The organism is Nonomuraea jabiensis (assembly GCF_014204795.1).
GTDB lineage: Bacteria > Actinomycetota > Actinomycetes > Streptosporangiales > Streptosporangiaceae > Nonomuraea > Nonomuraea jabiensis.
Map to the genome: position 1 here is coordinate 10,313,115 of NZ_JACHMB010000001.1, position 13,650 is coordinate 10,326,764.

11 protein-coding genes are annotated in these 13,650 nt (G+C 72.5%); 7 read left to right on the forward strand and 4 right to left on the reverse strand.

From position 1 onward, the window contains the following. Positions 1–7: 7 nt before the first annotated feature. Complete coding sequence (locus tag HD596_RS47225) at positions 8–817, forward strand: SDR family NAD(P)-dependent oxidoreductase (protein ID WP_185075849.1); 810 nt, start codon at positions 8–10, stop codon at positions 815–817. Positions 818–824: 7 nt separating this feature from the next. Here the strand turns inward: HD596_RS47225 and HD596_RS47230 are convergent, their stop codons facing one another. Beyond that, positions 825–1,544 carry a GntR family transcriptional regulator gene (locus tag HD596_RS47230; protein ID WP_185075850.1) on the reverse strand — a complete coding sequence of 240 codons (720 nt, stop codon included), beginning with the start codon at positions 1,542–1,544 and terminating at the stop codon, positions 825–827. 78 nt (positions 1,545–1,622) lie between these two features. Between HD596_RS47230 and HD596_RS47235 the strand changes: the two genes are divergently transcribed. From HD596_RS47235 to HD596_RS47245, 3 genes are read left to right on the forward strand one after another with little or no spacing between them, the layout of a single operon-like run. Further along, entirely contained in the window at positions 1,623–3,053 is a 1,431-nt protein-coding gene (locus tag HD596_RS47235) for an FGGY family carbohydrate kinase (RefSeq protein WP_185075851.1), read from the forward strand. Then, positions 3,050–4,420 carry an NAD(P)/FAD-dependent oxidoreductase gene (locus HD596_RS47240; protein ID WP_185075852.1) on the forward strand — a complete coding sequence of 457 codons (1,371 nt, stop codon included), beginning with the start codon at positions 3,050–3,052 and terminating at the stop codon, positions 4,418–4,420. Before HD596_RS47235 ends, HD596_RS47240 begins: the two co-directional genes overlap by 4 nt. Next, complete coding sequence (locus HD596_RS47245) at positions 4,417–5,655, forward strand: NAD(P)/FAD-dependent oxidoreductase (protein ID WP_185075853.1); 1,239 nt, start codon at positions 4,417–4,419, stop codon at positions 5,653–5,655. The genes HD596_RS47240 and HD596_RS47245 overlap by 4 nt, the downstream gene beginning before the upstream one ends. Positions 5,656–5,658: 3 nt before the next feature. On the opposite strand, the gene uidA is transcribed toward HD596_RS47245, so the two are convergent. After that, positions 5,659–7,419, reverse strand: coding sequence for a beta-glucuronidase (gene uidA / locus HD596_RS47250; protein ID WP_185075854.1), 1,761 nt, complete (start codon positions 7,417–7,419; stop codon positions 5,659–5,661). Continuing rightward, a complete protein-coding gene (locus HD596_RS47255) occupies positions 7,419–8,609 on the reverse strand; it encodes a family 1 glycosylhydrolase (protein ID WP_185075855.1) in 1,191 nt (396 codons plus the stop codon). Before HD596_RS47255 ends, uidA begins: the two co-directional genes overlap by 1 nt. 85 nt (positions 8,610–8,694) lie before the next feature. Between HD596_RS47255 and HD596_RS47260 the strand changes: the two genes are divergently transcribed. From HD596_RS47260 to HD596_RS47270, 3 genes are all read left to right on the forward strand, one after another. Next, on the forward strand, positions 8,695–9,327 hold the full coding sequence (locus HD596_RS47260) for a TetR/AcrR family transcriptional regulator (protein ID WP_185075856.1): 633 nt from the start codon (positions 8,695–8,697) through the stop codon (positions 9,325–9,327). 183 nt (positions 9,328–9,510) lie between these two features. Continuing rightward, on the forward strand, positions 9,511–10,854 hold the full coding sequence (locus HD596_RS47265) for a cellulase family glycosylhydrolase (protein WP_185075857.1): 1,344 nt from the start codon (positions 9,511–9,513) through the stop codon (positions 10,852–10,854). Positions 10,855–10,954: 100 nt separating this feature from the next. After that, on the forward strand, positions 10,955–12,178 hold the full coding sequence (locus tag HD596_RS47270; RefSeq protein ID WP_185075858.1) for an ROK family transcriptional regulator: 1,224 nt from the start codon (positions 10,955–10,957) through the stop codon (positions 12,176–12,178). Here the strand turns inward: HD596_RS47270 and HD596_RS47275 are convergent. After that, positions 12,175–13,617, reverse strand: a complete 1,443-nt coding sequence (locus HD596_RS47275; protein WP_185075859.1) for a pectinesterase family protein — start codon at positions 13,615–13,617, stop codon at positions 12,175–12,177. The genes HD596_RS47270 and HD596_RS47275 overlap by 4 nt on opposite strands. Between the last annotated feature and the right edge of the window lie 33 nt (positions 13,618–13,650).

The following is a 13,650-nucleotide window of genomic DNA, read 5'->3' on the forward strand; positions in this document are numbered from 1 at the left end:
TACACGCATGTCCATTGCCGAGGTGTCGGGCAAGTCCCTGGCGGAGCTCGTTTCCCTGCGAGGGCGGCGCGCGGTCGTGACCGGCGGCGGTCGCGGGCTGGGCAGGGCGATCGCGCTGCGCCTGGCCGAGGCGGGCGCCGACCTGCTGATCGGCGACATCGACGAGGAGCTCGCCGGCACCGCCGCCAAGCAGGTCGCCGAACGCCACGGGGTACGCGCGGCAGGCATCGCCATGGACGTCACCGACGCGGCGTCCGTGGCCGCGGCGGCCGACCTCGCGGTCACCGAGCTCGGCGGCCTGGAGATCTGGGTGAACAACGCCGGGATCTTCCCCAGCGTCCCGCTGCTGGAGATGAGCGAGGAGACCTGGGACCAGGTGTTCGCGGTGAACGCCCGCGGCGTCTTCGTCGGCGCGCGCGAGGCGGCCCGGCGGATGTCGGCCGGCGGCACGGGCGGCGTCATCGTGAACATCGTCTCGACCGCGGGTTTCCGCGGGAGCGCGCCGGGCCTGGCCGCCTACGTCGGCTCCAAGCACGCCGCCCGCGGTCTCACGCGCGAGCTGGCCCTCGAGCTCGCCCCGCTGGGCATCCGCGTGCTCGGGGTGGCGCCCAGCTACGTCCCCACGGAGGGCAACATGATGGCGGCGGCCGCCGTGCCGGCCGGTGACCTCCCGCCGACCGACCTCATGCTGAACAGCCCGGTCGGCCGGGTCGGCGTCCCCGACGACATCGCGCGCGTCGTCCTGTTCTGCGCGTCGGACCTGGCCGCTTTCATGACGGGCAGCACGCTGCTCGCCGACGGCGGCGACACCGCCTGACGCGCGTTCAGCCGCCTTCGACCGGCACCGGGATCCGCGCCTCCACCTTGAACGACGCGCGATCGGCCCGGTAGACGTCACGCGCGAACTCGATGCAGCGCCCCTCGGCCGTGTACGTGCGGCGGGTCAGGAGGATCCCGCTGGAGGCGCTGCGGACCCGCAGCCGGGCGCAGGAGGCGTCGTCGATGACGATGGACTCGATGACGGCGGAGGCGTCGGCCGGCACGACGCCGTAGTGGGCACGCAGGATGTGCCAGAGCGAGCCGGTGAGGGGCCGCTCCAGCAGGCCGGGCGTGATCGCGCTGGGGAAGTAGGTGGTCTCCAGCGCGATCGGCTCGTCGTCGGCGAAGCGGAGCCGGTGCAGGGCGTGCACGGTCTCGTCACCGGCCAGGTTGAGCGCCTCCCTGGCCGAAGGGGTTGGGGCGCGCTCCTCGGCCCAGATGAGCTGGGCCGACGGCCGCCGCCCGGCCAAAATGATCTCGTCGGAGAAGCTGCCGATGTGGAACGGCACCCGCGGTTCGGCCACGAACGTGCCCCGCGGTGGCCGCCGGTAGACGTATCCCTCCTTCTCCAGCAGCGCCAGGGCCTGCCGGGCGGTCATCCGGCTGACGCCGAAGGTCTCGCTGAGCTCGCGTTCCGACGGCATGAGCGTGTGCGGACCGAGCTTCTCGCCGGTGATGCGGTCGCGCAGCTCCGCGGCGATCGTCACGTAACGGGGTGAGCCCATGTCTGGACTATACCTTTCGGTCTACACCACATGGTATATACCAAGAGACCTTATCGCGCAGAAGGAGCAGATCTCACGATGCACGTCCTCGCGATCGACCAGGGCACATCAGGGACCAAGGCCATCGTCGTGGACGCCGGTGGCGCCGTCCTGGCGATCGCCGAGGAGGCCCTGCGCCCGCGTTACCTGGCGGGCGGCGGGGTCGAGCAGGACCCGCGGGCCCTGCTCGACTCCGTCCTGACCGCCGGGCGGCGCGCGGCCGCCGCGGCGGGCGTGCCGCTGGACGCGGTCGCCCTGGCCAACCAGGGCGAGACCGTGCTGGCCTGGGATCCCGTGACCGGCGAGCCGTTCACGCCCGCCATCGTCTGGCAGGACCGCCGTGCCGAGCCGCTGTGCGCCGCGCGGGCCGAGCAGGCCGGCCGGGTGGCCGCGCTGACCGGCCTCGTGCTCGACCCGTACTTCTCGGCGCCGAAGATGCGCTGGATCCGCGAGGAGCTGACCACCGAGGGCGTCGTGACGACCACCGACACCTGGCTGGTGCACCGGCTGTGCGGGGCGTTCGTCACCGACGCCGCCACCGCCAGCCGCTCGCTCCTGCTCGGGCTGGAGGACGCGCGGTGGAACGGCGAGCTGCTGGAGCTGTTCGGTCTCGGCTCCGAACGGCTCCCCGAGATCGTCGCCGGCGACGCCGTCGTCGGCACGACCACCGCATTCGGCCCGGAGGTCCCCGTGACCGGGCTGATCGTCGATCAGCAGGCCGCGCTGCTGGCCGAGGGGTGCCTGGAGGCGGGCACCGCCAAGTGCACCTACGGCACGGGCGCGTTCCTGCTCGCCCAGCTCGGAACGTCCCCCGCGCGCTCGGCGTCGGGCCTGGCCACCTCGATCGCCTGGCGGCTGCGCGGCGAGACGCGCTACTGCGTCGACGGTCAGGTCTACACCGCGGCCTCGGCCGTGCGCTGGCTCGCCGACCTCGGCCTCGTCTCCGGCGCGGACCAGCTCGACGCCGTCGCGGCGCCCTCCGGCGACGGCGTGCTGTGCGTACCCGCGCTCGCCGGGCTGGCCGCGCCGTGGTGGGACGCCGGCGCCACCGCCTCGTTCACCGGCATGACGCTCAGCACCGGCCGCGGGCACCTCGTACGGGCGCTGCTGGAGGGGATCGCCGCGCAGGTCGCCGCGCTGACCGCGCTGGTCGGGGCGGATCTCGGCGCGCCGCTGTCGCGGCTGCGCGTGGACGGCGGCCTGACCCGCTCGCGCGTCCTCATGCAGGCGCAGGCCGACCTCGCCCAGCTCCCCGTGGAGGTCTACCCGTCGCCGCACGCGACCCCGCTCGGCGCCGCCGCGTGCGCGCTGATGGCCCTCGACCCGGCCCTGGACGCCGCCGCGGCGGTGGGCGGCTGGCGACCGTCGGCCGTCTACGAGCCCGCCTGGCCCCCGGACCGGGCCGCCGCGTACCTGGAGCGGTGGCAGGCCGCCGCCCGGACCACCTTGTCGTCGAAGGAGAAGTCGTGAGCACGTACGACGTGGCCGTGGTCGGCGGCGGCATCGTCGGCTCGGCCATCGCGCGCCTGCTGGGCGGCACCGCGCTGTCGGTGGCGCTGGTGGAGGCGCGCGACGACGTGGGCGAGGGCACCAGCAAGGCCAACACCGCCATCCTGCACACCGGCTTCGACGCCAGGCCGGGCACCCTGGAGTCCCGCCTGGTCGCCCGCGGCCACGACCTGCTCGGCCGGTACGCCGAGGCCACCGGCATCCCGGTCGAGCGCACCGGGGCGCTGCTCGTGGCCTGGACGCCGGAGCAGCTCGACGCCCTGCCCGGGCTGCGGGCCAAGGCCGAGCGCAACGGCTACACCGCCTGCCAGATCGTGGACGCCACCGAGGTCTACCGCAGGGTCCCCGCCCTCGGCGCCGGCGCGCTCGGCGGGCTGACGGTGCCCGGCGAGTCCATCATCTGCACCTGGACCACGAACCTCGCCCTGGCCATCGACGCCGTCAACCGCGGCGTGCGGCTGCTGCGCGGCCACCGCGTCACCGCGGTCCACCCCGGGCCGGACACCACCAGGCTGGTGACCACGGCGGGCGAGCTCTCCGCCCGGTGGGTGGTCAACGCTGCCGGGCTCGGGTCCGACGTACTCGACGCCCTCTTCGGCCACGACCGCTTCACCGTCACGCCGCGCCGCGGCGAGCTGCTGGTCTTCGACAAGCTCGCCCGGCCGCTGGCGCCCTGCATCGTGCTGCCGGTGCCGTCGTCGGCCGGCAAGGGCGTGCTCGTCAGCCCCACCATCTACGGCAACGTCATGGTCGGCCCGACCGCCGAGGACCTGACGGACCGGGCCGCCACCGGCACCTCCGAGGCGGGACTGGAGTTCCTGCGGGAGAAGGGCGCCGAGCTGATGCCCCGGCTGATGGCGGAGGAGGTCACCGCGACCTACGCGGGCCTGCGCGCCTCGATCGGGCGCGACGACTACCTCATCGACCTCGACGCCGGGCAGCGCTATGTCCTGGTCGGCGGCATCCGCTCCACCGGCCTGACCGCCGGCATGGCGATCGCCGAGCACGTCGCGGACCTGCTCAAGGGCCACCTCGACATCACCGGGCGCGCGGCCCTGCCCGCGCCGCCCCGCATGCCCAACCTGGGCGAGGCCTTCCCGCGCCCCTACCAGGACGCCGCCGCGATCGCCGCCGACCCGGAGTACGGCAGGGTCGTGTGCTTCTGCGAGCGGGTGACGAAGGGTGAGATCCGCGACGCCCTGGCGTCGGTGATCCCGCCCGCCGGGGTGGAGGGCCTGCGCCGCCGCACCAGAGCCATGAACGGACGCTGCCAGGGCTTCTACTGCGGAGCCCGGGTACGCGAGATCTTCGAAGGGGGAGCGGGATGAATGACCAGGTACGGGTGGCCGTGATCGGCGGGGGCCCGGCCGGGCTCACCGCCGCCGCCACGCTCGCCCCGTCCGTGGACGGCGACGTCCTGGTCCTGGAGCGTGAGCCGGAGACCGGCGGCATCCCCCGGCACAGCGACCATCCCGGCTACGGCCTGCGCGACCTGCGCAGGTTCATCTCCGGACCCGCGTACGCGCGCCGGCTGACCGGCCACGCCCGCGACGCCGGAGCCAGGCTGGAGACCGAGGCCATGGTCACCGGCTGGGCCGGACCGCGAACCCTGGAGGTGACCTCGCCGAACGGCCGCCGCCTCGTCCAGGCCGACGCGGTGGTCCTGGCGACCGGCGCCCGGGAGCGGCCCCGCCCGGCCCGGCTCATCCCCGGCGACCGCCCCGACGGCGTCCACACCACCGGCCAGCTGCAGAACCTCGTCCACCTGCACCACCGCGAGGTCGGGCGGCGCGCCGTGGTGGTCGGCGCCGAGCTGGTCAGCTGGTCGGCGGTCCTGACCCTGCGCGAGGCGGGCTGCCGCACGGTGCTGATGACCAGCGAGTACGACCGGCCCGAAGCCTACGCGGCCTTCCACCTCCCGGGACGGCTGGCCTTCGGCGTGCTCGTCCGGGCCCGCACCCGGGTCGTCGCCATCAACGGCAGGGGCCGCGTGACCTCGGTCGACATCGAGGACCTCGGCACCGGGCGGCGCCGCCGCGTCCCCTGCGACACGGTGATCACGACCGGCGACTGGATCCCCGACCACGAGCTGGCCCGTACGGGCGGCCTGGAGATGGACCCGGCCACGCTCGGGCCGCGCGTGGACACCTCCCTGGCGACGAGCCTGCCCGGGGTGTTCGCGGCCGGGAACCTCCTGCATCCGGTCGACACCGCCGACGTCGCCGCGCTCGACGGGCGCCACGTGGCCGCGGCCGTCCTGCGGCACCTGGCCGGGGACCCCGGGCCCGCCGGCGGGGTGCCGCTGGTGGCCCAGGCGCCCCTGCGCTGGGTCGCGCCGCAGCTCGTCCGCCCCGGCGGGCCGCCGCCCTCCCGCGGCCGGCTCCTACTGTGGGCGGACGCCTTCCGGACGCTTCCGCGGGTCACCGCCACCCAGGACGGGCGCGTCCTCGCCCGGGTCCGGCTCCCGTGGCCGGCCGCCCCCGGCCGGGTCTTCCGCGTCCCCTTCTCCATCGTGGCGGACGCCGACCCCGCGGGCGGCCCGGTGCACCTCACCCTGGAGTGACAGCTACCCCTGGGGTTTGCGGCTGCCGAGCGACCTCCAGCGGGCCCGCAGCGCGTGGGCGGCGGCCTTGGGCCTGCGGTCGCGGGTGAAGACGCCCTTCTTGTTGCCGTCCACGCGGTGGATGCCATGGGAGGTCTGGAAGTCGGCGAAGTTCCACACGTGCTCGCCGACGAACGCCTCGATCCGGTCGAACACCCGGTGGTTCATCTCCAGGTAGGCCTGCTGGTACTCCTCGGTCCACGGCGTGTCCCACACCGAGTGCAGGCCGGGCATGGTGTCGGCGCCGTACTCGCTCATCATGATCGGCTTGCCGAACCTGTCGGCCCAGCCGCGCAGGTCGTGCTCCAGGTACGTCTCGGCCGTGGCGAGGTCGCCGGTGGCGACGTACCAGCCGTAGTAGCGGTTGATGCACAGCACGTCGAAGAGGTCGGCGATGCGGTCGTTGTCGTGCGTGGCGAAGAGCACGGCCGCGTAGCTCACCGGGCGGGTGGGGTCGAGCTTGCGGGTGAGCTCCACCAGCGGCTCGAAGTACTCGCGCGCCCCCTCCTCGTTGGAGGCCGGCTCGTTGGCGATGCACCACATGACGACACTGGGATGGTTCTTGTCGCGGGCGACCAGCTCGCGGATCGCCTGGGCGTGCGCCTCGCGGGTGGCCTCGCCGAACGTGTCCGGCGAGAAGGTGGGCCGGGGCGGGGCGCCGGTGAGCCCGGACGCGACGGCGAGGTTGAGGCCCACGGCGGCGGTCTCGTCGATGACGACGATGCCGTGCCGGTCGGCGAACTCCATCACCTCCTCCGCGTACGGGTAGTGCGAGGTGCGGAAGGAGTTGGCGCCGATCCAGTCCATGAGCTGGAAGTCGTGCACGAGATAGGCGTTGTCGTGGCCCTTGCCGCGCACCGGCGTGTCCTCGTGCCTGCCGAAGCCGGTGAAGTAGAACGGCTCGCCGTTGATGAGGAACCGCGTGCCGCGCACCTCCACCGTCCGCACGCCGAACGGCTCGGGGTAGCTGTCGACGACCCGCTCACCGTCCAGGACCTCGGCGACCAGGTCGTAGAGGTAGGCCGCGCCGGGGCGCCACAGCCGCACGTCCTCGATGCGCAGGGCGCCGTTCGTGCCGTCGGCCGTGGCGACCTGGGTGCCGGTGGCGTCCAGCACGCGGACGCGGACCTGGGCGGGCGCGCTGGTCCGCACCGCGTACTCCACCGTCCCGTCCATGGCGGTGACGACGGTGATGTCCTCGACGTGGACGGCGGGACGGCTGCAGAGCCACACCGAGCGGGCCAGGCCCGCGTAGTTGTAGAAGTCGTGCAGGTACGTCTGCCTGCGCCGCCCGTCGGCGGTGACGGTGATCGTGCCGGGCGGGATCGTCGTGTCGGTCAGCTCGTTGTTCACCCCGATGGTGAGGCGGAACTCCTGCCCGGCGCGCACGTGCTCGGTGACGTCGGCCTCGAACGGCGTGTAGCCGCCCACGTGCTCGGCCACGAGGATGTCGCCGACGTAGACCCGGCCCTGGTGGGTGGCCGCGTCGACGCGCAGGACGACGCGCTCGCCGGCCCAGCCGCGCGGCACCCGCACCTGCCGCTGGTACCAGACCCAGCCCACGTGGTCGCGGATCGCGCTGTCGGTGAACAGGTCGTTGTAGCTGGCCGGGACCGCCGCCTCCAGCGTGGTGTCGAGCGGGCCGGGGCCGCCGTCGAGGGCGAACCGCCAGAGCCCGTCGAGGCTGACCAGCTCGCGGGTGGCGGTGGAGCGCGGCTTCAGCATCAGATCTCCCCTCGGCGGGCGACCCCGCCCAGCCAGGCCAGGCTCGGCTTGGGGTGGCGCTCGAACGTCGTGCGGTCGACGGCGATGAGGCCGAAGGTCGGCTCCCAGTGGCCCCACTCGAAGTTGTCCAGCGCGGTCCAGTGCAGGTAGCCGCGCACGTCGACGCCGTCGTCCATGGTGGCGAACAGGTGGCCGAGGGCCTCGGAGGTGTAGGCGATCCGCCGCGTGTCGTCCGGGGTGGCGATGCCGTTCTCGGTGACGAGGACGGGCGTGTGGCCGGTCGTCTCCCAGGCGTGCCGGACGGCGATGCCGATCGCGTCGGGCCGGTAGGCGTTGCCGGTCATCGTGTTGTCCGGGTGCTGCGGGTGCGGGACGACGCCGTTCTCGTCGACGGCCTGGCTGGAGTAGGACTGCACGCCGATGAAGTCGTCGCCGCGGGCCGCCTCCAGGTAGAGGTCCTCGCGGACGTGACGCACCTCGCGCAGCTTGTCCTCGTTGCCCGGGGTCGCGGTGAGCGCCTGGCAGGCCACCGTCCAGCCGACGGCCGCCCCGGTGTGCTCCTTCAGGATCGCGCGGGCCGCGTGGTGCGCCTCGGCCAGCCGCTCGCCGATCGCCGGGTCGGGGTCGGGGAGCACCGGCCGCGCGGCGCCCTCGACGGTGGGGCTCATCCACTCCTCGGTCGTCCGCCGGGTGGCCTGCGCGTCCCGGGCCATCCCGATCATGAGGGCGAGCATGTTGGGCTCGTTCATCGTGCACACCCACTCGACGCCGTCGAGGATGCTTGTGGCCTGGCGCACGTAGGTCTGGAAGCGCTGGACGGCGTCGTCGGCGAGCCAGCTGAACCAGCGCGGGTTCGTGAAGTGGTGCAGCGTGATGACGGGGGTGAGACCCAGGTCGAGGGCGGTGTCGATCATCCGGCGGTAGTGGGCGAGCTCGGCCCGGGAGAACTCCCCGGGCACCGGCTCGATGCGGGCCCACTCGATGCCGAAGCGGTAGGCGTTGAGCCCGGCCTCGGCCAGCAGGCGCATGTCCTCGGCGAAGCGGTGGTAGCTGTCGACCGCGTCGCCGCTGCGCTGCATGCCGGGCATCTGCTGCTCTAGGGCCCACCAGTCGCTGTTGACGTTGTTGCCTTCCACCTGGTGCGGGGCGGTCGCCGCACCCCAGAGGAAACCGGAGGGGAGCTGGGGCATGGTTGAGTTCCTTGCTCGAGACCATGGGTGTCGGCGACACGCTAGCATGAAAAACGAATCGCGATACTAATTTGGAGGGGCGTCCATGATGGCATCCGGCAACCGGGGCCCGTACGCGAAGACGGCGGCGGTGCGCCGGCGCGTCCTCGAGGCCTGCGTGGACGCGTTCGGCGAGACCGGCTTCTACGGCGCCACCATGAAGGACATCGCCAAGCGCGCCGGCATCAGCCACACCGGGCTGCTGCACCACTTCCCCCGCAAGGAGGACCTGCTCCTCGGGGTGCTGGAGCTGCGCGACGAACGCGGCACCGAGTTCCTGGAGGCGGCCAAGGTGCTGGACCCGGCCGCCGACCCCGTCGAGACCCTGAAAGGCATGATCGCCGTCATCGTCGACAACGAGCTCCAGCCGGGGCTCATGGAGCTGCACTGCGTCGTGTCGGGCGAGGCGACCTCTCCCGACCATCCCGCGCACGCCTACTACGCCGACCGCTACCGCAATCTCCGCCGCTTCTACGCCGACATCTTCACCGCCCTGGCCGCACGCGACGGGCTGCGCCCGGCGATCGACCCCGAGACGCTGGCCACCATGACCATCTCCCTCATCAACGGCCTGCAGGCACAGTGGCTCTTCGACCGCGACTCCGTGCAGGTCGAATACGCCATCCGCGAGTTCTTCCTCTCCGTCATTCCGGGGCTGCCCCGCGCGGCCCTGTCGTAAGAAGACTTATTTAAGGACTGAAACTTTCAGGCACCCTGGGGCCGGTCGTCGCAGGCAGGGCCGTGGATCGGCACCCAGCGCGGGCCGGGCGTGATCTCCCGTGCTTCTCCGTCATCCGACGGCTCTATAGCGTGTGGGGCGCTTCCCGCCCCGGATGGCCGGGGCCCGACCACGAGGTAGGTCATGAGGAGAAGGCTTCTCGCCCTCGGCGCCGCCGTGCTCGCGGCCGTTGCGTCGGTCTTGGTGTACGTCCAGTCCGCGTCCGCCGCCGCGGGCCTGCACGTCAGCGGCACCAAGATCGTCGAGGCCAACGGCCGGGAATTCGTCATGCGGGGCGTCAACCACCCCCACGTCTGGTACACCGGCCAGACCAGCTCGTTCGCCGACATCAAGGCGCTCGGCGCCAACACCGTGCGCGTCGTGCTCGGCAGCGGCAAGCGGTGGGGCCCGTCCACCGACGTCGCCAACGTGATCTCCCTGTGCAAGCAGAACAAGCTGATCTGCGTGCTGGAGGTGCACGACACCACCGGGTACGGCGAGGAGGGCGCCGCCGCCTCGCTCGACGAGGCGGCCGACTACTGGATCAGCCAGAAGAGCGCGCTCGTCGGCCAGGAGAACTACGTCGTCATCAACATCGGCAACGAACCGATCGGCAACACCAACGCCGGCCAGTGGACCGCCGCCACCGCGAACGCGATCAAGAAGATGCGCAGCAACGGCTTCGAGCACCTGCTCATGGTCGACGCCCCCAACTGGGGCCAGGACTGGCAGTACGTCATGCGCGACAACGCCCAGACGATCCTGGACGCCGACACCCGCCACAACACCGTGCTGTCGATCCACATGTACGCCGTCTTCAACACCGCCGCCGGCATCGTCGACTACCTCAACCGGTTCCAGGCGAACGGGTGGCCGCTGGTCATCGGCGAGTTCGGCTGGCGCTTCAGCTCCAGCGAGGTCGACCACGAGACGATCCTGTCCGAGGCGCAGTCGCGCGGCCTCGGCTACCTCGGCTGGTCCTGGAGCGGCAACACCGACCCGATCCTCGACATGGCGACCGGCTTCGACCCGAGCCGGCTCACCACCTGGGGCCAGCGGATCTTCAACGGCGCCAACGGCATCAAGGCGACCGCCAAGGAGGCCACGATCTACGGCGGCTCGACCGGCACCCCGTCACCCACCCCCACCCCGACCCCCACTCCCACGCCCACCCCCACGCCCTCGCCCAGCGCCTGCTCGGCCACCTACCAGGTGACCGGCCAGTGGGGCGGCGGCTTCCAGGCGGAGGTCCGGGTCACCGCGGGCAGCTCGGCGATCGGCGGCTGGACGGTGACGTGGGCCTTCGCCAACGGCCAGACCGTCACCAACGCCTGGAACGCGACGGTTACCAGCAGCGGGTCCAGCGTGACCGCCCGCAACATGAGCTACAACGGCAGCCTCGGCGCCGGAGCGAGTACGACCTTCGGGTTCCTGGGCTCGTGGAACGGCAGCAACAGCGTCCCCACGCTGTCCTGCGCCGCCCGCTGACGGAACAACGGCCCGGGCCGGACACACCGGCCCGGGCCCGGCTTTCTTTGGCACCCGAAATAAGGGAGACCGAGTGGCCGGGAGGCCGAGAACCCGCGGAATGGTGCTCAACCACATCCGGGCCGCGCGCACCATCAGCCGGATCGAGCTGGCCGCCGAGTCCGGGGTCACGCCGGCGACCATCACCCAGGTCGTCCGCGAGCTCATGGACCACGGGCTGGTCGTCGAGGTCGGGCGCGGGGCCTCCACCGGCGGCAAGCCCCGGACGCTGCTGCAGCTCAACCCGCGGGCCCGGTACGCGGTGGGCGTCCTGTTCGAACGCAACACCTGCGTCGTCGTCCTCGTCGACCTGACGGGCCGGCCGGTCGCCCGGACCTCGTTCCCCGGCACGGCGACGCTGCCTCCCGGCCAGGGCGTCGCGCTGGTGGCCTCGCGCGTGAACGCCCTGCTCGACACCGCCGGAGTCGACCGCGGGAAGGTGCTCGGGGTGGGGCTGGCGACGTACGGGCCGCAGGACCGGCGGGCGGGCGTGCTGCTGACCCACCAGCCGACCCCCGAATGGTTCGGATACCCGGTCGCGCCGCGCCTGTCGGAGATCCTGGGCCTACCGGTGCTGCTCGACAACGACGCGGCGGCCGCGGCGATCGGGGAGTACTGGCTGGGGGCGGTGGACACGCCCGCGTTCGGTTGCATCTACATGGCCAGCGGAATCGGCGGGGGCGTCGTCGTCGACGGCGAGCTGTACCGGGGCAGCTCCTCCAACGGCGTCGAGATCGGCCACATCACCGTAGACCTCGACGGCGGGCCGTGCGGCTGCGGCAACTACGGCTGCCTCGGCAACTACGCCGACCCCACCGCGGTGATCAAGCAGGCGCTGGAGGCATCGCCCCTCGGCGCGCGGCTGGGGCTCGACCCCGGCGACACCGACGTCATGGCCGCGTTCGGCCGCATCGCGACCGCGGCCCAGGCCGGCGACCCGGCGGCACGTACCCTCATCGAGCGCTCGGCCCGCCACCTGGGCACCGCCGCCGTCACCATGACGAGCCTGTTCGACCTCGACACGATCGTGCTCGCCGGGCCCAGCCTCGCCGCGGCGGGCCCGATCTACCAGTCGGTCGTCCAGGAGGAGGTGCGGCGGCGCACCTTCGCCCGACGGGCGCACCCGGTGCGGGTGGTCACCTCGGTCAGCGGCTCGGACGCGGCCGCCGTCGGCGGGGCCGTGCTCGTCCTGCAGGGCGAGCTGGCCGTCCTGGAGCTGGCGTCCACGGCCGGCCCCGCCGAGTCCGCCGGCGAGCCCGCCGAGCGGGCCGGGCACCGGCGTTAGCCGGCGGGGTTCCAGCCGTCGCCGCCGGCCAGGTACTTCTGGGGGGTGTAGTTCGCCGCCTGCGCGTCGCTGAGCTGCGGGCGGTTGGCGTTGGTGGTCGCGCCGGCGCCGTTGTTGCGATATTCGAGGAAGCGGGCGTTCTTCCAGGAGTTCGATGACATGTCCGTCCACGGCTGCGCGGTCGCGATCGTCGCGCTCAGCGTCGACTCCCGGTAGAGCACCTGCGCGTCGGGGCGCCACGGCCGCCCGAGGGTGGTCACGTTGTTCGCGGCGCCGCTGATGCGCGACTTGTAGAACAGGAAGCCGTACGTTTTGGCCGCCGCCGTGCTGGCCGCGGTGACGGGACCGCCCGTGCTGCGCTTCTCGTAGATGTCGCAGCTGTGGAAGACGATCGTGCCGCCGCCGAAGATGAAGTCGACGGTGCCCTCGACGTAGGAGTTCTTGACGTACGCGCGGGCCGAGTCGTTGACGAGGAGGGTGTCCTGGTCGCCCAGGATGCGGACGTTCGACAGCGTGGTGCGGTCGCCGTCCAGCCGCAGCGCGACGGCCTGCGCGCCGCTGGGGACGGTGCTCTCGTCGAGGTCGTTGGAGATTGTCAGGTTGGTGGCGGCGGCGTCACGTGCCGAGATCAGCGCGGTGTAGCTGCCGGAGGTGCCGTGGGTGTAGGCCGAGCGGTTGTTCACGATGAGGGTGTCGGACGGGGAGGAGCCCAGGCCCTGCAGCGTCACGTACGGCTTGTTGACGGTGACGATCTCCCGGTAGGTGCCGGGCTTGATGGTGATCACCACCTGGCTGGTGTTGCCGGCCGGCACCGCGTCGATCGCCGCCTGCACGGTCCGGTAGCGGCCGGTGCCGTCGGACGCCACCGTCGGGGTGACCGATCCGGAGACGGAGTTGAAGGTCCATTGCATGCGGGCGACGTCGGAGCAGGTCTCCTGGACGATCGGGTTGTTGCCGGCCGTGGAGCCGTCCTTGTTGCTCACGCACAGCCCGGTCGCCACGCTCTTCACCAGGTACTTGCCGGACGCGGCCGACGAGGGCGTGAAGGTCCACTGCTGGTTGCTCTTGCTGCCGTCGCCGCAACCCCACTGCTGCAACTGCGTACCGGAGACCGTCGAAGCACCCGGCACGTCGACACACCGGCCGCTACCGCCGTTCACCAGATTGAACGCACTCCCCCGCGCCACCACCCTGAACTGCTGATCGGCGGCCGAGGCGGCGCAGGCGGTCTGGACGAGCAGGGCGCCGTTGTCCGCCGAAGCGCCCGTCACCTCCACGCACTTGCCGCTCGCCCCCGACGCCAGCGTGTAGAGGCCACCGTCGGCCGGGGCCGCGGCGGCCGAGCTCACTCCGGTGGAGATGGTCAGGGCGGTGACGGGCACCGCCAGGACGACCGCGATCTTCGCGGCGCGTGACGGTGCCTGGATGCCGTGACGCATGGTCGGTCCTTTCCCGAGGTGGGGGGTACCCCG